Source organism: Actinomadura rubrisoli (genome assembly GCF_004349215.1).
Classification (GTDB): Bacteria; Actinomycetota; Actinomycetes; order Streptosporangiales; family Streptosporangiaceae; genus Spirillospora; species Spirillospora rubrisoli.
Map to the genome: position 1 here is coordinate 1 of NZ_SMKU01000182.1, position 18733 is coordinate 18733.

General features: G+C 70.7%; 17 protein-coding genes. 3 read left to right on the forward strand and 14 right to left on the reverse strand.

All coding sequences use genetic code 11. The annotated features are described in order from the left end of the window. From E1298_RS28310 to E1298_RS28355, 9 genes are all read right to left on the reverse strand, one after another. Positions 1-2245, reverse strand: a 2245-nt coding sequence (locus E1298_RS28310; RefSeq protein WP_165975702.1) for a S8 family peptidase, incomplete at its 3' end; no start/stop codon positions are given. A 268-nt stretch (positions 2246-2513) separates the two neighbouring features. Next, on the reverse strand, positions 2514-3167 hold the full coding sequence (locus E1298_RS28315; RefSeq protein ID WP_131898564.1) for a response regulator: 654 nt from the start codon (positions 3165-3167) through the stop codon (positions 2514-2516). Further along, entirely contained in the window at positions 3164-4309 is a 1146-nt protein-coding gene (locus E1298_RS28320) for a sensor histidine kinase (RefSeq protein WP_131898566.1), read from the reverse strand. The genes E1298_RS28315 and E1298_RS28320 overlap by 4 nt, the downstream gene beginning before the upstream one ends. Beyond that, the gene (locus E1298_RS28325) at positions 4306-4767 is read right to left on the reverse strand and encodes a metal transporter (protein ID WP_131898568.1); all 462 of its coding nucleotides are present in this window, start codon (positions 4765-4767) and stop codon (positions 4306-4308) included. The genes E1298_RS28320 and E1298_RS28325 overlap by 4 nt, the downstream gene beginning before the upstream one ends. A gap of 121 nt (positions 4768-4888) precedes the next feature. Next, entirely contained in the window at positions 4889-5908 is a 1020-nt protein-coding gene (locus E1298_RS28330; RefSeq protein ID WP_131898570.1) for an ABC transporter permease subunit, read from the reverse strand. Next, positions 5905-6819: an ABC transporter ATP-binding protein gene (locus tag E1298_RS28335; RefSeq protein ID WP_131898572.1), complete on the reverse strand. Its 915-nt coding sequence runs from the start codon at positions 6817-6819 to the stop codon at positions 5905-5907. The genes E1298_RS28330 and E1298_RS28335 overlap by 4 nt, the downstream gene beginning before the upstream one ends. Before the next feature lie 321 nt (positions 6820-7140). Further along, the gene (locus E1298_RS28345; RefSeq protein WP_131898574.1) at positions 7141-8808 is read right to left on the reverse strand and encodes a solute symporter family protein; all 1668 of its coding nucleotides are present in this window, start codon (positions 8806-8808) and stop codon (positions 7141-7143) included. Next, entirely contained in the window at positions 8805-9395 is a 591-nt protein-coding gene (locus tag E1298_RS51585; RefSeq protein ID WP_207944882.1) for a DUF485 domain-containing protein, read from the reverse strand. Before E1298_RS51585 ends, E1298_RS28345 begins: the two co-directional genes overlap by 4 nt. A gap of 150 nt (positions 9396-9545) precedes the next feature. Continuing rightward, positions 9546-11531 (reverse strand): TerD family protein, encoded by a 1986-nt coding sequence (locus E1298_RS28355; protein ID WP_131898576.1) that lies wholly within the window; start codon positions 11529-11531, stop codon positions 9546-9548. A 230-nt stretch (positions 11532-11761) separates the two neighbouring features. Between E1298_RS28355 and E1298_RS28360 the strand changes: the two genes are divergently transcribed. Together E1298_RS28360 and E1298_RS28365 are read left to right on the forward strand one after the other, a co-directional pair. Further along, a complete protein-coding gene (locus tag E1298_RS28360) occupies positions 11762-12529 on the forward strand; it encodes an LLM class flavin-dependent oxidoreductase (protein ID WP_131898579.1) in 768 nt (255 codons plus the stop codon). Between the two features lie 96 nt (positions 12530-12625). Beyond that, complete coding sequence (locus E1298_RS28365; RefSeq protein WP_131898581.1) at positions 12626-13303, forward strand: winged helix-turn-helix transcriptional regulator; 678 nt, start codon at positions 12626-12628, stop codon at positions 13301-13303. Positions 13304-13419: 116 nt separating this feature from the next. Here the strand turns inward: E1298_RS28365 and E1298_RS28370 are convergent, their stop codons facing one another. Next, a complete protein-coding gene (locus E1298_RS28370) occupies positions 13420-13695 on the reverse strand; it encodes a GlsB/YeaQ/YmgE family stress response membrane protein (protein ID WP_131898583.1) in 276 nt (91 codons plus the stop codon). A gap of 238 nt (positions 13696-13933) precedes the next feature. Here E1298_RS28370 and E1298_RS28375 point away from each other — a divergent pair, with 238 nt between their 5' ends. Beyond that, the gene (locus E1298_RS28375) at positions 13934-14575 is read left to right on the forward strand and encodes an RDD family protein (protein ID WP_131898585.1); all 642 of its coding nucleotides are present in this window, start codon (positions 13934-13936) and stop codon (positions 14573-14575) included. A gap of 202 nt (positions 14576-14777) precedes the next feature. Here the strand turns inward: E1298_RS28375 and E1298_RS28380 are convergent, their stop codons facing one another. From E1298_RS28380 to E1298_RS28395, 4 genes are all read right to left on the reverse strand, one after another. After that, positions 14778-15308: a hypothetical protein gene (locus E1298_RS28380; RefSeq protein ID WP_131898587.1), complete on the reverse strand. Its 531-nt coding sequence runs from the start codon at positions 15306-15308 to the stop codon at positions 14778-14780. Next, positions 15305-16399 carry a hypothetical protein gene (locus tag E1298_RS28385; RefSeq protein WP_131898589.1) on the reverse strand — a complete coding sequence of 365 codons (1095 nt, stop codon included), beginning with the start codon at positions 16397-16399 and terminating at the stop codon, positions 15305-15307. The genes E1298_RS28380 and E1298_RS28385 overlap by 4 nt, the downstream gene beginning before the upstream one ends. A 1-nt stretch (position 16400) precedes the next feature. Continuing rightward, positions 16401-16898 (reverse strand): WXG100 family type VII secretion target, encoded by a 498-nt coding sequence (locus E1298_RS28390; RefSeq protein WP_131898591.1) that lies wholly within the window; start codon positions 16896-16898, stop codon positions 16401-16403. Positions 16899-17286: 388 nt separating this feature from the next. Then, on the reverse strand, positions 17287-18733 hold a 1447-nt coding region (locus tag E1298_RS28395; RefSeq protein ID WP_243725863.1), incomplete at its 5' end, for a M4 family metallopeptidase.

Consider the following 18733-nt stretch of genomic DNA (forward strand, 5'->3'; position numbering starts at 1 on the left):
GGACGGGCGGCGGTACCGCGGGGAGCGCAGGCGAGGGACCGGCCTCCTGGCGGCCGGGCTCTTCAAGGGCGCTCCGCCGGAACCGCTGCCACTCGTCATCATCGAGGGACGCCGAGTCGTCCGGCGCCGGACCGGAGCCGTTCAGGGCGGCCCCGTTGATGCCGGACGCACCGTTCAGCCCGTTCCCGGCATGACCGTTGCCGTTCACGTTGCCCAGGTCATGGCCGTTCGGCGGCCGTCCCTCATCGGTGGACGGCGGCCCGTGGTGCTTGCCGTTCGGCACGACCTCACTGCCGTTGGCCAGGCCGCCCCCGTACGCGCCGTTCAGGCCGTTCACCGAGAACTCTTCGGGGACGAACGGACGCATCACCGGCGGCTGCCGAGGAGGCACGGAAGGCGGGTCGCCGAAAATGGGCGGCTGCGCCTCAGGCTCATGCCCGGCGCCACCTCCCGGAGTGGGCGGAAACTCACCGCGGTATTCGGCGAACTCTCCGGGCCACTCGACGAAATCCTCAGGACGCTCCACGTACTCGCCAGGACGCTCGGCGACCTCTTCAAGGCGCTCGACGAACGGGCCGGGACGTTCTGCGTACTCGCTGGGGTACTCACCGTATTCGCTGGGGTACCCGCCGTACTCCGCATACTCGCCATGCTCCGCGTACTCGGCGCGCTCCACATACCCGGTGTGCTCGCCACGCTCGGCGTAGTCCGCACGCTCGGCATACTCCGCACGCTCCGCGTACTCCGCACGCTCGGCGTCGTCCGCGGGTCGTCCGACGGGCCCTGAATAGACGTCGTTGCTCTGCCAGAGCGGCGCGTTGACCGGTGCGGCCAACGGCTCGCCTGGCGGCGGGCCAGGGGCCGAGGACGGCGCGGCGACCGCCCCGGCGGGCTGGCGTGGCGTGTCGGACGGCAGGCCGTACTCGGGCAGGCCGTACTCGGGCACGTCGTCGCCGGGGGCGTCCTCCGGGCGCCGGCGCTGCCGCCAGCCGAGTATCAGCCCGAGGACGACCAGCACGCCGCCGCCGCCGAGAACGGCCGGGAGCAGCAGGCCTGAGTCGTCGGCGGCGGGCTCGGGCGCGGGGCTCGGTGTCCCGGACGGCGGCGGCCCCTGCACCGGCCCGCGGGACGTCCGGTTGAGCTTGGACGCGGCGACGAGCGTCCGGACCGCGTCGACCGGACCGGGGCAGGCCGCCGAGCCGGTCGGGTGGCCGGGGCGCGGCGGCGACCCCAGGACGAGCGCCCGGCGGACCTCCTCCGGGCTCAGCCTCGGGTAGCGCGCGCGGACGAGCGCCGCGACGCCCGCGACCATCGCCGAGGACGCGCTGGTGCCCGTCCCGACGACGTAGCCGTTGCTGGCGTCGGCGCTGACGATGTCCACGCCGGGCGCGCACACGGACGCGTGGGAGCGGCGGTTGCTGTCCTTCCAGAGGCGCAGCCTGCGGTCGAGCGCGCCGACGGCGATGACCCCCGGGTACGCGGCGGGGAAGTTCTTGCGGTTGGCGCTGGAGCCGTCGTTGCCCGCCGAGGCGATCAGCACGACGCCCTTGCCGAGCGCGTACTTGATCGCCGCCTCCTGGGAGGGCGTGCCGTTGTAGTGCAGCTGGCCGCCGCCGAGCGACATGTTGACGATGCCGGCGCCGTGGTCGACGGCGTACCGGATGCCCTGGGCGACGGCGTCGTGGTCGCCGGTGGTCGAGCCGGTGCCCTGCCGCAGCGGGTCGTCGTTCTCCAGCGTCACCCGGACCGACAGGATGCGGCTCTGCGGCGCGACGCCGACCATGCCCTCGGCGAGCCCCGCACCATGGCCGTGACCGGCGATGATGCTCGCCATGGACGTCCCGTGCAGGCCCCAGTAGCGGCTACCGGGACGCCGCGCGCCGCCGGTGAGGTCGGGGCCGGCGGTCACGCGGCCGGTGAGGTCGGGATGGCGCCGGTCGACCCCGGTGTCGAGGACGGCGATCGTGACACCGGATCCCCGGGACCATCTCCACGCGCGCTGGGCGCGCAGCACGCCCAGGTGCCACTCGCGGCCACGGATCTGGTCGGTCCGCGCGTTGAGCAGCGCCGCGGCGGCCGCCCGGCGGACGGGACGCTCCTTCGGCCCGTCGCCGTCCGGGACGATCGCCGCCGGGACCGCCACGGCCGCGGTCAGCGTCAGGACGGCGAGCGTCGCGGTGCTCCTGGCGCCGAGTCGAGCCGCCGGACGAGAGCGCCGGGTACGGCGCCGGCCGGCCTGGGACACGCCGCCGCACCTCCTCCCGCCAGTCGGGCATGGTCCGCCCGTGGGACGCGCGGCAACATTCTGCCACGCGAACCCACCACGGCCAGGGCACTCGGCACATTCGGGCACGGTCCAGGACAGCGCGGATCTTCCCTCCGGTCGCCCGGCCCACCCTGCGACCTGCTCCGCGACCTCCCGCGCCCCCACCGACTGTGGCCTGCGCCTCACCAGGCCACCCGCCCAGCTCACCCCGCGGTGGCTTCTGTGCGCAGGTCGGCCGGGTGCTGAGCTAAGCGGTGTCGATGAACTGGTTCTCCCAGGCCCAGGCGGCGATGGCGACGCGGTTGCGTGCTCCCAGTTTGGTTTGGATGGTCGACAGGTGGCTCTTGACCGTGCTGAGGGAGATGAACAGTTCTGCGGCGATCTCCTGGTTGGTACGGCCGTGCGCGAGGGCCCGGACGACCTGGAGTTCCCGATCCGACAGCGGCTGGTGTACGCGGTGGCGCGGCGCCGAGGCGGCCGTCAGATGTTGGAGCAACCGGACGGTGATCGAGGGAGAGACCAGTGCTTCGCCGTTGTGGGCGGCGCGGACGGCCTCGACGAGCAGGGCGGGTCCGGCGTCTTTGAGGACGAATCCGGTCGCGCCGCCTTGCAGGGCCCCGTAGACGTATTCGTCCAAGTCGAAGGTGGTGACCACCACGACGCGCATCGGGTCGGGCGTTCGCGGGCCGGCCAGAGCGCGGGTCACCTCGATGCCGTCGAGGCGGGGCATCCGGATGTCCACCAGGCATACGTCGGGGCGCAGCCGGCGGGCCATGGCGATCGCCTCAGCCCCGTCCGATGCCTCAGCGATGACGGCGATGTCGGGTTGGTCCTCCAGGATCAGCCGCAGCCCGCGGCGGACCATCGCCTGGTCGTCGGCGAGCAGGACGGAGATGGTCATCGGGGCTCCCGTTCCGGGACGGGGAGGGTGGCCCGCACCGACCAGCCGGCGACGGGACGCGGGCCCGCGCGCAGCGAACCGCCGAGCGTCTCGACGCGTTCGCGCATGCCGAGCAGGCCGTAGCCACCGCGGTGGCGGGGCCGTGCGACGGCTGCCGGGGCGTCGTCGGCGACCTCGACGGTGACGCCTTGCGGGCCCTCCTCGACGGTGACCGTGACCGACCGGGCCTTGGGCGCGTGCCGCAGCACGTTCGTCAGTGCCTCTCGGACGACCCGGTACACGGTGCTGGTCACCTCCGGCGGCCAGTCGGCGTCCTTGTGCCGCATGGTCAGCCGGACCTGCGGACCTTGGCGGTGGAATCGATCGACCAGCGCGCCGAGCCGCTCCGGGCCCGGGGTCGTCGGGGCCGTGTCGTCCTCGTTGCGCAACAGCCCGACGACCCGCCGCATCGCGGTCAGGGCGTCGGTCCCGGCGACCTCGATCTCGCCGAGGTACTGGCTCACCTGCTCCGGATTTCGTCGCGCGACCACTTGCGCGCCTTGCGTTTGGACGACGATGCCCGTGATGTGGTGGGCCACGACGTCGTGCAGTTCCCGGGCCAGTTCCAGCCGTTCGGCCCGGCGCACCTGCTCGGTGGTGGCGCGCGCTCGCGTGTCCAGCGACCGCAGCCACAGCCCGGCGGCGACGGCGGCCAAGTGGAACGCGGCGGCCAGTGCCGTCACCGCCGTGATGCCGGAGGAGGACGGCCTGCCGGCGAATTGACCGGCGGTGATCACGGCCGCCCCGGCGGCCGTGACGGCGGCGGCCGGCCCGGGTGGCAGGGTGCGCAGTGCCGACGCCGTCAGCACCGCCAAGCCCAGGACCAGGGCCGGGCCGGGCTCGGCCGGAAGGTCGCCGCCGGCCAGGCCGGTGACCACGACCGCCAGGGCCGCGACGCCCAGAGCCGCGACCGCAGGCCACAGCGGCCGGCGCCTTCCGGCCAGCGTCAGCGAGCACACCGCCGCGGCGGAGACGGCGCCCGGCGCCGCGTACCAGGCGCCCCAGCTCTGCGTGACGGCAAGGGCCTCCACGCTGATCGCCGTGAGCAACGCCGTGCCCAGGCCGGCGGTGGACGCGACCCTGGTCCATCCTTGAACGGTCACGACGGCCAAGCTATCCGCGCGAACACGCGCAGCACGAGTCCGGCGAGCAGGCCGCCAGCAAGCAGCAGGGTGGCCAGGACGGTCACACTGCTGCGCCCGCAGAGCCACGTCAGCACGATCACCGCGAGGCAGCCTGTGGCGATGGCGGCGCCTGGCAGCGTCGGCAGCGTCCTGACCGAGGAACCGACGAGCACGGCCAGCGCCAGGGCCGTCACCGGCGACGGCTCCTGCGGTAGATCCGCCGCAGCGGACACCGCGACGGCGACGGCCGTCACCACCAGGCCTGCGGTCGCGGCCCACGGCCTCCAGCGCCCGCGTAGCAGCGCCAGCGCGCACACCACCGACGCGATGGCGGTGGTGTAGATCCAGTACACGCCGCCCCAGCTGACGATGAGCATGAACGCCATGAACGCGATGCCCAGGGCGAACACCACCCCCAGCCCGACCTCGACCAGCATGGTGGGTCTCGATGAGGTCGGTGCGAGTTGTTGTCCTTGACGCTGCGCGGGTCGCATGAGTGCCCCAGGTTCTGTGAGATCTGCCGTCGCGGGTCTGGCGGCGGCCGTGGGAAGGGCCGGGTCAGGAGCGTCTGACGCGCCGGAGGGCGACGGCGGTGAGGACCGCGCCCACGACCAGGTAGAGCCCGGTTTCGGTCGCCTGGAACGTCCAGTAGCGGCTGCCGGGCTGGTACTGGAAGTCGACGTGCAGGTCGAGCTTGGACAGGCACACCGCGGTGTCGCCGAACGTGCCTTCGGCTCCGGTCTTCGGCGCGCTGTTGAGACAGCCGTTGAAGTCGCTCCCGGGGACCGTCCTGCCGTCCGCGGTGCGCAGCGGACTGATCTCGCTGACCCAGGCGTCCGGCGCCCCGGGCACCTGCAAGCCGCCGATGGCGGGCGCGCCGGTGATGCTGCCCAGGTTCTTGGCCTGGTTGATGTTCTGCGCGGTCATCGGCAGGGCCGTCGTCTCAGGCGGCATGTAGTGCGGCCGTATCAGGTTCGGTACGGCGAACTGGACGATGAGGAAGACGACGCCCGTGATGGCCATCGCCGGGAGCGTGCGGCGCACGAGAAGGCCGACAACGGTGCCGAGGACGAAGGAGAGGAAGGCGTAGCCGATCGGGGCGATGTGACGAGCGCCGAACACGATGGTGCCGAACCGGTCCGCCGCGACCCGATCGTAGGGGGACGCCGCCCAGGTGAGCAGCATGCTCGCCGAACCTGCGAAGACGAGGGCGGCCAGGCCGACGAAGGCGATCCGGCCGAGCAGCCAGCGGCGGCGGGTGATGCTCTGGTTCCACACCAGTCGGTGGGTGCCCAGTTCCAGTTCCCGGGCGACCAGCGGCGCCCCCCAGAACGCGCCGATGAGGACGGGAATGAGGCCGAGCCCGCCGGCCAGGAACAGCAGCGTGGTCCGGTAGGCCCCCTCGAACTGGCTCTTGGCCTGCGCGCAGGTGCCGGGGTCGGCGCACCGGGACCTGTAGGCGGCGTGGGCGTCCCGCACATCAAAGCCCAGGTACAGCAGGTACGCGGCGATCACGAGGAGTCCGACGGCGCCGGCGAGCGCGTGCAGGCGGAACTGCCGCCAGTTCAACCAGATCATCGCCGGCCTCCCAGGGCCGCGGCGCCGACTCCTGCGACGGGCGCGTTCGCGCGGGACATGTAGCCGAGCACCAGCTCCTCAAGCGATACGGGGTCGGTTCGGAACGGAACCGATGACCAGGGAAGGTCAGTGCGTACCACCGCGCTGCTGTACACGGCCTCGTGCTCCACTCGTATGGTCTCGACACCGGCCGGCAGCCGGGCGAGCTCCTCGCGGCGCGCGACCAGTCGGCGGTGACCGGCCAGCAGCTCCTCGACCTCGCCGGCGATCTGAACCCGCGCCTCGCACAGCACGATGAGGTAGTCGCAGATCTGCTCGATGTCACCCAGCAGGTGCGACGACAGCACGGCGCTGGCGCCGAGGTCGGCGACGAACTCCATCAGGTTCACCAGGAAGCCTTCGCGCGCCAGCGGGTCGAGCGCGGCGGCCGGCTCGTCGAAGATCAGCAGTTCGGGACGCTTGGCCGCGGCGATCGTCAGCGCCAGCTGCGCACGCTGACCGCCCGACAGCCGTCCCGCCTTCTGCCCCGGGTTCAGGCCGACCCGGGAGATGCGCCGCTCGGCCAGATCCTGGTCCCAGCACGGGTTCAGCCGGGCACCCAGGCGCAGATGATCGGCCACACTGAACGACGGGTACACCGGAGTGTTCTGCGCCACGAACCCGACCCGCGCCAGATGCGCGGCGCTCGCCGCGGGCCGGGACCCCAGAACGCGCAGCGAGCCCGACGTCGGCTCCAGCAGCCCACAGGCCAGATTCAGCAAGGTCGTCTTCCCGGCCCCGTTCGGACCCACCAAGCCCACGACACGACCAGCCGGAACGCGCAGATCGACCTCGCTCAACGCCACCCGGCGGCCGTACCTCTTCGTCAATCCCTCGGCTTGCAGCACCGGGATCGGATCCTCATGCGACATGACGACATCGTCGATAACGACGCCACCTCAGGTCGCCAGCCCAAAGCACGGTTCACGCCACCGGCGATCGTACTTTCGGCCGATCCGGCCCGAGCTCAAAGGCCGTCCGGCCGTCCGGCCGAGCGCGAGGGAAGGCCCCCTGCGTCACGCTGGGCGTCCCGTACCGCCTACCCGGGTGGGCTGCTGACGAGTGAGCCGGGCAAGGGCCGTCCCGCCGACCGCGCCGGGCAGGGGCTGGGGCTTCATGCCGACCAGCATGCCGTACCCACAGGTAACTTACGCCCGAGCGCAGCCCGCCCGCGTAAGGGGCCACTGCCGGGCTCAGTGGGATCCGGCACCGGTCAGCGCCCGCACCGACAGATCGTCGTACCGCTCCGGGTCGGCCTTCTCGCGGCCGGCGAACGTCCCGACGATCGCGCACACGAAGCCGATCGGGATCGAGACGAGGCCCGGGTTCTCCAGCGGGAACAGGTGGAAGTCGACCCCCTTCGGGAACAGCGACAGGTTCGCGCCGGTCACCGGGTCGACCTTGCCCGACACCACCGGCGAGAACAGGACGAGCACCAGCGAGCTGACCAGCCCGCCGTAGATACCGGCCACGACCCCGCTGGAGTTGAACCGGCGCCAGAACAGCGACAGCACGATCGCCGGGAGGTGGGCCGCGGCGGCCATCGCGAACGCCAGCGCCACCAGGAACGCGACGTTGAGGTTCTTCGCGACGACCGCGAGGACGATGGCCAGCGAGCCGACGACGAACGAGGCGAGGCGGGCCACCGCGACCTCCTGCGACTCGCGCGGACGACCGAACATCAGCACCTGGCCGAAGTAGTCGTGCGCCAGCGACGTGGCGGAGGCCAGCACGAGCCCCGACACCACGGCGAGGATGGTCGCGAACGCCACCGCGCCGATGAAGGCCAGCAGCACGTCGCCGCCCACCCGTCCGCCGACGTGCTCACCGACCGCACGCGCCAGCTGCGGGGCCGCCGTGTTGCCGGACGGGTCCTGCGCGACGATCGCCGACCGTCCTACCAGCGCCGCCGCGCCGAACCCCAGCGCCAGCGTCATCAGGTAGAAGACGCCGACGAGGCCGATCGCCCACGACACCGACGTCCGCGCCGCGCGCGCGTCGGGCACGGTGAAGAACCGGGTGACGATGTGCGGCAGGCCCGCGGTGCCGAGGACGAGGGCCAGCGCCAGGCTGATGAAGTCGAGCTTGCCGACCACGGTCTGGTAGGCGTCGCCGGGGACGTCCGGCCCGTACTTCAGCCCGGGCCGGAGGAACGCCGGGCCCTGCCCGCTCGCGTCGGCCGCCGATCCCAGCATCGAGCTGACGTTGAACCCGAACCTGCCGAGGACCAGCGCCGTCAGCACGGCCGCGCCCGCCATCAGCAGCGCCGCCTTGATGATCTGCACCCAGGTGGTGCCCTTCATCCCGCCGAACATCACGTAGAAGATCATCAGCGCGCCCACCACGACGATCGTGACGGTCTTCGCCGAGCCCGCGGACATCCCGAGGAACCGGCGCCCCTCATGGATGCCGAGCAGCAGCGACACCAGCGCCCCCGCCCCGACCATCTGCGCGAGCAGGTAGAACACCGACACCGTGACGGTGGAGACGACCGCCGCCGTCCGCACCGGCGCCTGCTCCCGCGTCCGCTGCGACAGGACGTCCCCCATCGTGAACCGGCCCGTGTTCCGCATCAGTTCGACCAGCAGCAGCGTCAGCACCCACGCCACCAGGAACCCGATCGAGTACAGGAACCCGTCGTACCCGGACAGCGCGATGATCCCCGCGATGCCGAGGAAGGACGCCGCCGACATGTAGTCGCCTGCCAGAGCCACCCCGTTCTGCGGGCCGGAGAACACCCGTCCGCCCGCGTAGAAGTCGTCGGCGCCCCTCGTGTTGGCCCGCGCCCGGACCGTGACCCCCAGCGTGATGACGATGAACACGAGGAAGAGCCCGAAGGTCAGCGCCCGTCCGTCGGTCATCGGAGCCCTCCCAGATCGGGCCGGACGGCGCCCGGCCACACGTCACGCCGCTCCACCGCCATCCGCCCCCTCGCCGCATGCTCGGCCCCCGCGGCCTCCGCCGCCGCACGCCTGGCCTCCACCGCACCCCCGGCCGCCGCAGACTCGGCCGTCACACGCCCGGCCGCCGAAGGCTCGGCTGGCGCGCGCCCGGCTGCCGAAGGCTCGGACGCCACACGCCGGACGGGCGCCGCGTCGGCCTCGGCGCGCAACTCGGCGGCCAGCGGGTCGAGCCGCCGCCGTGCGTACACCGCGTAGAGCCAGGCCAGCAGGAACGTCGAGACGAACTGCAGGACACCGAGCAGCAGCCCGACGTTGACGTTCCCGGCCACCGTCCGCGCCATGAATCCGCGGGCGAACGCGGAGAGCGCGACATAGGCCAGATACCACCCGAGAAACACCACCACGATCCCCAGCGCGACCCGCAGAAACCTCCTTCTGAGCAGCAGAAACCTCTCATCGCACGCCACGGGCGCGAAATGCCCCGGAGGAACCCTTCTGTCCCGCTCGGTCCCCCGACGCTGCGACGGTCGCGAGTCCCAGACCATGCGGTCCTCCCCTAGACCCAACAATGACCATGAGTAGTCGTACCACTCCTCTATGACATCAAAGAATCGCGACGGGCAATGGCCACTTGACGAGATGCAAGAAAACCCCTTGCCCGCCACCCGACCCTCACCATCGGGCAACAGCCGCCCCTAGGCCGCCTCGACCTCCACGGCTTGCAGTACGAGCTGGTGGAAGCGGTCCACAGCAAGATCCACGCTCCGGACGAACCCCGCCTCGTCCGTCCCGCGCTTGGTGCCCATGCCGGTCGGGAGCGTCAGCCGGAACGAGGAGATCTCCCCGCCGTCCCCGGGGACGAGCAGGCCCGGCTCGCTCCTGAGGTTCTTGACCAGGTCGCACGGTCCCTCGCTGCGCCCTTCCGTGAGCGCCTCCACGCGAAGCTCCGGGGGCGCCTCGTCCAACTGCCGGAGAAGCCAGTGCACGCGCGTCAGTGCCCGGGCCCGGACCGCCGACGGGATCTCGACGGCCGTCTCGATCTGCCCCGTCCGCAGGTCGGCCTCGATGCGCACGGGACCGCCCACGTCCGGCATCCGCACCTCGGCGCCCATCCGTCCGCTGTCGATCAGGGACGCCGCGACCTGCGATCTGCGCGAGGCGGCCTCCCCGCCCCGCCTCCTGCGGGTGACCGGCGCGACGTTGTGGCCGGTCTCCCCGCTCAGCCGCAGGCACAGCTGCCGGACGAGCCTCTCCCAGCTCTCCGCCACCCGCACCGCGTGCTGGTCGCCGGGACGCAGCGTGCCCGCCGCGATCGCGTTCCGCAGCGGCACCCAGGACGGCCCCATGTCCTGGAACCCCTGGCAGCCCGCGTTGTCGGTCCGCAGGTAGTGCAGCAGCTCGCCGAGCAGCCACGCGTGCGTCTCCCCCGCGAGGCCGTGATGGTGGCAGAGCATGTGCGCCTCGTGGGCGACCTCGGCCCACGACAGGTGCCGCAGCGCGACCTTGCGCAGCCGCCGCTTGTCGACCGTCAGGGGATGCTCGCCGTCCAGCGCCAGGTCGTTCGACAGGGTGATCACGGCCTCGTAGCCGTTCCGCGCGGCGACGTCCAGATACGCCTCCACCTGCTCCGGCCTCAGCGGGTTACCGCCGGTCTTCGTCTCGACCAGGGCCGTCCAGATCCGCCCGGCCCGCGCGACGCGGATCACCCCGTCGGGCCGCACCTTTCCGTCCCCGTGCTTGAACGTTGCCTCGACGAACGTCTGGACGGTCCCGGCGGGGGCGTTGAACCGTGCCGTGAGCCGCCGTCCGAACTCCGGGACCTGCGCCATGACCGCCATCAGCGTCGACGTGGCGCGCGCCTCCCGCTCGTGGTCGTTCCGGAGCCCCGCGCACGAGAACAGCCGGGCGCCCTGCCAGGCGGGATGATCGGCGAGATCGACCTTCGGCGCCTTCGGCAACGTGCTCCTCTTCTTCGCCGTCCGCACACGTCCCGCCCGCCGCCTGCCGGCCTCCGTCTCCGCCGGGGCGCCGCTCGCAGCCGTCTCCTCCGACGTCCGCGCCGCGACGGCCGCGCCGGGCGCCGACACGTCCTCCACTCCCGACGCGCCGCCGCCGCCGTCGCTGTCGTCGCTGTCGCTGTCGTCGACGCTGATGCCGAAGTCGGCGGCGAGGCCCGCGAGTCCCGATTCGTAGCCCTGCCCCACGGCCCGGAACTTCCAGCCGCCGCCCCGGCGATACAGCTCGCCGAAGACGAAGGCGGTCTCCGTACCGGCGTCGCCGATGTCGAACCCCAGGAGAGCGGCACCAGAGCTGTCGAAGAGCGTCAGCCCGAGATCGTCCAGCTCCCCGAACGTGGCGCCCGCGTACCGGCTGGCCGTCACGACGACCCGTTCGACCTCGGACGGCAGCGCCGCCAGGTCGAGCAGGATCCGGTCCTCGCTTCCACCCCCGGTCGGCGCCTTCCCGAGCAGCTGGACGGTGCCGTCGGGGCTGGCGGGCTGGTTGTAGAAGACGAGGTCGTCGTCCCCTCGGACCTTGCCGGACGCGCCGACCAGCAGCGCGGCCACGTCGGCCTCACCGGCCCCGGACGGATCGGACCACCGCAACGCCACGGTGATCGGGCCCGCCGCCTCGGTCAGATTCGCCAGCTCGACGTTGGACCCCTTGAGCATCCGCTGCATGTGCCACTCCCCGTATCAAGCGAAGATCGCGCCGTCAAAGGCCACTGTGATCAAGATCACAGCCGGGAGCGGCCGATTCCGAGCATGGCACGGCGCGGAATTTGCTGGCGGCCGCCACGGGAACTGGCAGAGTGCGGCCAACGCGGACATCTTGATTTTTAACCCTGCACTTCAGAAATAGGAAGTTGACATCTAGGATCGGAGCGTCCGGCGAGGTACGAGGAGGGCTTGTGGGGCGACTGGAGATCGGGTATCTGCTGCCGACGCGGGACCAGGCCGTGCGGGGCGAGCACGAGCCGGGACAGCTGGTGGGGCAGGCGCGGCGCGCGGAGGCGCTGGGGGTGGACTCGGTCTGGGCAGGCGACAGCCCGGTGACGCGGCCGCGCGCCGACGCGCTGCTGCTCCTGGCCGCCGTGGCGGACGCGACGGATCGGGTCGTGCTCGGTACGGCCGTGCTGCTGCCGGCGCTGCGGCATCCGATCCTGCTGGCCCACCAGCTCGCCACGCTCGACCGGCTCTCCGACGGACGGCTGGTCGCGGGCATGGGCGCCGGGTTCCCGATTCCCCAGACCGAGGCGCAGTTCGCCGCGCTCGACGTCGGCTTCAAGCGCCGTGTCAGCCGCATGGAGGAGTCGATCGACGCCATGCGACGGTTGTGGACGGGCGGGCCGGTGTCGTTCAAGGGCGAGCACTTCGCCTTCGAGGACGTGACGCTCGCGCCGCCACCGTCCCGTCCGGGAGGACCGCCGATCTGGCTGGCCGGGGGCGGCGTGCATGCGCTGCGGCGGGTGGCGCGCCTCGCGGACGGATGGCTGCCCTATCCACCCCAAGCGAAGACGTATGAGCGTGAACACCAGGCCATCCAGGACGCGACGACGCGTTCGGCGGCCGGTGCTCGCCACATCGTGGCCCGTCTCGCCACCGACGACCACGATGCGGCCCTAGAGGAGTTCGGTGCCAGCGTCCTGCCCCTGCTACGGCAGGGAGAGGGATCGTGACCACGTTCGTTCTCGTCCATGGCGCCTGGCATGGATCCTGGGCTCCTGGAAGCGAACGGGTTCAGGATCGGGAAGCCCGAGGTTTAGAGTGACGAAGTGGAGCAGCGAACGTACAACCAGTACTGCGCGACCGCGCGGACCCTCGACCTCATCGGCGAGCGCTGGACGCTGCTCCTGATCCGCGAGCTGCTGACCGGGCCCAAGCGGTTCGGCGACCTGCAGAGCAGCCTGCGCGGGCTCGGCACCGGGCTGCTGTCCGCGCGGCTCAAGCATCTCGAACGCGAGGGGCTGGCGCGCAAGGTGACGCTCCCGCCGCCGGCCCGCACCCCCGCCTACGCCCTCACCGAGGCCGGCGAGGAACTCGGCCCGGCGGTGCGGGAACTGGCGCGGTGGGGCATGAAGTGGGCACTCGGCGAGCGGCGCGAGGGCGAGACGTTCCACCCGGGCTGGGCCGTGCTCGGCCTGGAGACCTGCTTCGTCCCCGAGGCGGCCGCCGGGCTGCGCGCGGTCTACGAGTTCCGCATCGGCGACGAGGTGTTCCACGCGCGCGTCGACGACGGGACGCTGGAGATGACGCACGGACCCGCCCAGCACCCCGACGCGACCATCACGATCGGCGAGGAGGAGTTCCTCTCCATCGCCGCTGGACGGTCGTCCCTCGTCCAGGCGGTCGAGGACGGAGCCGCCGCCACGTCCGGCGACGGCGACGCCCTGCGCAGGCTGGCGGACCTGTTCCGCATACCGCGTCCCCAGTCCCGCACGGGCGGGCGGTGATCTCGCGATCCCGGAGAACGCCGAAGCCTTCCGCTGATCATGGGCGCCCCGAACCCGCCGCTGCCTGCGGCGGCGGCTTCGAGGCGCTCAACCGGCTCGACGTGGGGTTCTGACGATCACCGCGTTCCCGCGCCGCGCCTCTTGAACGCGGCGACCGCGGCGACGCCGAGCGCGGCGAGCCCGATCTGGAAGACCAGCTCGATCCAGTCGACGCCGTTGGTGGTGTCAACGCCGACCTTCTGCGCGATCGCGGTGCCCACCAGCGCCGCGACGATGCCGATTCCTATGGTGAGGAGCACCCCGATCGGCTGCCTGCCCGGCAGTACCAGCCGGCCCAGCGCTCCGATGATCGCTCCGACGATGATCGCGGTGATGATTCCTGAGACGGTCACGTCCTCGACCTCCCCTGTGCTTGGGTACGCCCCTTGTGCCCAGTCCAGGCCACTTGTCACATCCGGACATCCCCTAACACACAGAATGACCAATGTTACGAATGTGGTGGACGACCCCCGGCCCGCCCTGCATAATCCCCGATGATCTCCACTTGGCCGCCTCTTTACCCGTCCTGTCACTTGACCAGGGACATCCGCCCCACGGCCGAGCCATGGGGACCGGCAGAGAGGCAGAGCGATGCACAGGCAAGGACGAGCACCCGAACCCCAGGAAGACCTCCCGGACTGGTACGCCCCGCCGCCCAGCGAGTGGGAGCCCTACCTGGTGGACCTGGATCTCGCCCACGCGGGACGACGCCTGGCCGCCCGCCTCATCGACCACATCGCGGCCGCCATCACCAGCGTCATGGCCGGGTTCGTCCTGCTCACACTGCTTGTGCCGGACCGCGACTCCGACCCCTCCAGCGCGGCCATCGCGGCCATCCTGACCGGTGTCCTCGGCGTCTTCTACCTCTACGAGGCCGCCCAACTCGCCGTCTGGGGACGGACCCTCGGCATGTGCGCCCTCAAGATGCGGGTGGCCGCCGTCCACTCCCCCGACCTTCCCCTGTCCCCCGCCCGCGGCTACGGCCGCGCCGCGAGCTACTTCACCTTCTTCCTCCTGTTCGGCGTGCTCCCCGTCCTGAACCTGCTGAGCCTCTTCAACGCTCTGTGGCTGCTCTGGGACCGTCCGCACCGGCAATGTCTGCACGACAAAATGGCCGGGACCATCGTCCTGAACGACCGCGCACCCGAACGCCGAGCTCAGCAATCGCTGTTAATCCTGGTCGCCCTGATCGCCTTCCTCGTCATAGGGATAAGCCTGGTCACCGTCCGCTGACAATTCCTGGAACCGTCCGAGGGCATTCGCCGGTCGTCCGGCACGGCCGTTGACGCCCGCACCGGGCTCAACGACGAGGAGCTCACCGCCGGCATCCGCGGCGAGTCCGGCAACCCGCGGGTCGCCGCCGCGCTGCGCTTCGCCCGCCAGGTGCCCGGGTCTCCCCAGGAAGGGACGTCGCCGCCCGGCGGATGCGGGCGTCCTACGAGTAATCCTCGAAAGTCCCGACGACCTGGCAGTCTTGATTCTTCACCGGCACGTTGGCGACGGCTCGCTTCTTGAGGCCATTTTCGTCGCCATCTCCCCATACGGTCGCCGCGGCGCCTTCGGGCATGGGGCTGCCGAGATCCCTGGCCGTCTTTCGGAGCCCCTCCAGCTCGATCACGTCGGCCTTCTCCGCGCGACCGCGGACGAGATCGTTGTCGGTGGCGAACCTCGGGACGGCCGAGCACGAGGTGATGAACGAGAACCGCAGGAAGTAGGGCTCCGAGTCGTTCCGGGCCAGGTAGCGCACCTGAGTGATCGCGGCGGGAAGATGCAGCCTCAGGTCGCCGGCCGCCCGCTCGAATGAGATCCCCGGATCGGCGCCCTTGGCGGCACGAGGATCGGGGTTCCGCTCGGCGTCCGAGTCGCCGGACGTCGACAGCAGTACATACGACGCTGCTCCGAGCGAAATCATCACGGCGGCCCCGGCGAGCAGGAAACGGGGGTGCGGGCGGGCAAGGGTCTTCATCGCCTGAAACCCGATGAGCCGTGGACGTCGTAATCGCGCGCCATGCCGGTGGTGTGGAGATGCGAGATCTCGGGTTGGGTGACAGTGCCCGCCAGCGGAATCGTGACCGGGTTCCGCTGCTCCTCAGCGGTGCCGAAGTTGTACCGCTTGTAGAATTCCACGGTGTAGTTGCCTCCGTCGCCGTGGACCCTGTACTGATAGCCGTTGAACGCGTAATACATGTCCAGGTTCGTACGGTAGTCAAAATTGGCGCTCTTCCAACCCGAGTCGAACTTTCCCGGCCCTGGATGCTGGGCGAGGGTTCGCTGTATCTCGCGTTGCATCTCCGGGCTGCGCTCCATGATCTCGCCGACGTCGACGTGTTTCGTGGAACCGCTTCCGTCAAGCCAGTGGCTGAGCAGGGACGAGGCGGTCGGCCAGCCCTTGGCGGCTCCGCCGAGTGCCATCAGCTGCACCTTGCGGTATACCTCCTCGTCGCGGCCGGTCGGTGATTCCACTCCCCAGGGCCGTCCGTAGTCCGACGCCGGCCACAGCGGCGGAACGTCCGACAGATCGGTCGGCAAGCCTTCCTTCCAGGCCCTTTCCGGGAACAGCTTGGGGAGTGCGCCGGCAAGCCGCTGGTCGGTCTTCGTCGCGTCGTCGACCGCGGTCTGCATGGCACCGCTCAGGCGCCTGAGGGTCTCCCCCCACATCTTGCGGCTCTCAGGATCATGACGATCCGCCGCCGCGAGCGGAGGCGCGGTGAGCGAGCCGTCGTCGCCGACCCGGATATGCAGGCTGTGCGCCTCGGCTATCGCGTTGCGAAGGTCCCGCTGAGCCCGCCGGAACTCCTGTTCCGCGCCGGCCAGGGCGTTGTAGATGCTGAACGCGGTGAACGAGGCACGCTTCAGCCTCTCGCTCTCGGGGGTGATCTCGCGCTTCGCGGTCTCTGCCGCGACCCCCTTCCACCCGGACTTGCCGATGCCCCCGACGACATCGGTGGCATACACCTGCGCCGACCCTCGAAGATACTTCGAGTAGGTCTGCCATGCCTGGCTCGCGGTCTTGAGGTCGTCAAAGCGGGCGTCCCTGAGCGAGGCGAAGTCCACCACGTCAGTCCACCACGTTCCAGACCTTGTTGATCGAGCTCCGGATCTTGTCTTCGGCCTGCCGGTAGGCGGAGGCGGTCTTGTTCAGCCGCGGCCCGAGACCATCGATGTGATCGGCCAGCGTTTTCCCGCCTGAAGCCCACGAGTCGACGAGAGCGCTCAACTGACCTGCCGAACCGAACCCCTTGAGCCCCTTGGCGGCCGCATCGGTGGGCCGTCCGGTCCTGCTGATGCCGGACCGCACGAAATTCGCGACGACATCACAGGCCCGCGCGGCGTCCTCCAGCATCTCAAGCTGCTGGTATTCGAGCTTTCCAGGGTTGTCCAGAACGGGGGCGAGGTAATTGGGCGGCCCAGGAGATCTGGTGGGCCCGCCCCCGGGATTGAGGAGCTTCTCCAGCCCCGACGGGTCTGTCATGCCTTCGCCTCCTTCGTTCCGGAGCGAGCGGCAATCGTGATCATGCACGCGGCCGACGTCGCCACCCCGCCAAAGGAACACCACGAGACCAATGATGATACGCGATCAGTGATTTTCCGACCATCCTGCCGGGTTCACCGCCGACCCCGATCGAATGGCGGCGAGGAATGCACGGCACCAGCGGCGCGGCATCGCGCCGTCACAATCCGAGAGCACCGGCAAGACCGTCCTGGAAAACCTCCGGCTCAGGCGGGCGGGCATCGGTCGGCACTCGAATCGCTGAGCAGCCGTCCAGACATGCGCACGCCCGGTACGAGGCGGGGGAACCCGTACCGGGCGTGCTGGGACGATGCTGACTCGACCGTCCACCGCCGAAAGCTGGTGGCGGTTACTCGATGAGAGTCAGTGATGTCCCTTTTCCTGGTGATATGTAGTTGTCAGCACGGCCTCGTCGAGGCTCGTGGTGCGGGCCTCAGCAGGCGGGCTCGCCGCTCTGTGCCGGGACGCTGACCGCCGTCCAGGCCGACTTCACCGCGTTGCACTCGGTGGCCGAGCCCGGGAACAGTTCCTTGGCCGCCGTGACCGTCGCGGTGCGCGCCCGCGCGTGGGTCCACGCCGAGACCTTGCGGTTGAGGCCGCCCATGAAGATCTGGCCGGCCTTCTGGATGCCGATGCCGGTCACCGCAGAGTTGTTGCAGGTCGGGCTGGTCGGCTTGCCGCCGCCCGGGTTCGAGCCCTCGGCCAGCAGGTAGAACCAGTGGTTCTGCGGTCCGGCCGCCTTGTGCACCTCGGTGTTGGGGATCGAGGACGAGTAGCAGTTCGGGTCGCCCACGGCCGAGGGGTTGTACATGTTGCGGATCGGGCCGCGGCCCACGAGGTCGACTTCCTCACCCACCAGGTAGTCCGGCGGGTCCAGGTCGGCGGGCTCGTTGATGTAGTGCTCGGTCAGCGCGCCGAAGATGTCTCCGGCCGACTCGTTCAGCCCGCCCTTCTCGTTCCCGCCGCTGTCACCACCGGGGGTGTTCGTGAAGACCGCGTGGCCGTTCTCGTGCCCGACCACGTCCACGGAGGTGGCCTGCTTGTTGTTGGCCTGGTTGTGGCCGTAGTTGGTGTAGCTGCCGTTCCAGAACGCGTTGACCTGGTTGAGGCCGACGCGGGCAGGGTAACCGCGGCCGTTGCCGTTGGTGCCGTTCCGGCCGAGCCACGCCTTCAGCATGTCCCATTCTTTTTGGACCGCGTAGAGGACGTCGACGCAGGCGGTCTCCAGGTTGGTGCCGCTGCCGTTGCCCCAGGCACTGTCGGTGCCGGTGGTGGCGGAACCGCCCTGGCCGCCGCACTGGTTACCGGGCCGCGCCGGGTCGGTCATCGAGGTCGCGGCCGTGCTGAGGTCCACGGTGCCGTGGTAGAAGCTCTTGTCGTCGGCCGCGTCGCGGACCTCGTCATGGGTCTGGACGACCTTGCCGGTCTTTGCGTCGACGAACACGTGCAGCTTCGTCTCGGCCTTCTTCTGGTGGCCGCTGACGACGGTCTCGTAGACGAGCCTTCCGGTGCCGTCCGCCAGCACGCTGAGGCGGGGGGTGGAAACCTTGCCGACCTTCGCGACCTTCGCGCGCGAGGTCTTCGCGGCCTGCGCGGCCGTCACGGTGGCCTTGGTGCCGACGTCGAGGGCCTTGGTCTGGTTGACCGAGGTGCTCAGCACGCCGCCGTCGGCGTTGGTGGTGACGACGAAGTCGCCGCCGATCACCGGCAGCCCGGCGTAGGTGCGCTGATACTCGACGTACTGCAGGCCGCGCAGGCCCGACGTGACGTTCGTGCGGAAGATCTTGTCCTTGGGAGCCTTCTTGAAGGCCGCCGGCGTCGCGACGACGAAGGCGTCGGCCGAGGCGGCGGCGAGGGGGCGGGGGTCCGGCTTGGCGGGG

Coding starts and splice junctions, on each gene's coding strand:
- E1298_RS28345 (WP_131898574.1), bottom strand. CDS start 8,808: ATGACCGACGGACGGGCGCTGACCTTCGGGCTCTTCCTCGTGTTCATC.
- E1298_RS28375 (WP_131898585.1), top strand. CDS start 13,934: ATGCACAGGCAAGGACGAGCACCCGAACCCCAGGAAGACCTCCCGGAC.
- E1298_RS51585 (WP_207944882.1), bottom strand. CDS start 9,395: ATGGTCTGGGACTCGCGACCGTCGCAGCGTCGGGGGACCGAGCGGGAC.
- E1298_RS28325 (WP_131898568.1), bottom strand. CDS start 4,767: ATGCTGGTCGAGGTCGGGCTGGGGGTGGTGTTCGCCCTGGGCATCGCG.
- E1298_RS28335 (WP_131898572.1), bottom strand. CDS start 6,819: ATGTCGCATGAGGATCCGATCCCGGTGCTGCAAGCCGAGGGATTGACG.
- E1298_RS28355 (WP_131898576.1), bottom strand. CDS start 11,531: ATGCAGCGGATGCTCAAGGGGTCCAACGTCGAGCTGGCGAATCTGACC.
- E1298_RS28330 (WP_131898570.1), bottom strand. CDS start 5,908: ATGATCTGGTTGAACTGGCGGCAGTTCCGCCTGCACGCGCTCGCCGGC.
- E1298_RS28380 (WP_131898587.1), bottom strand. CDS start 15,308: ATGAAGACCCTTGCCCGCCCGCACCCCCGTTTCCTGCTCGCCGGGGCC.
- E1298_RS28315 (WP_131898564.1), bottom strand. CDS start 3,167: ATGACCATCTCCGTCCTGCTCGCCGACGACCAGGCGATGGTCCGCCGC.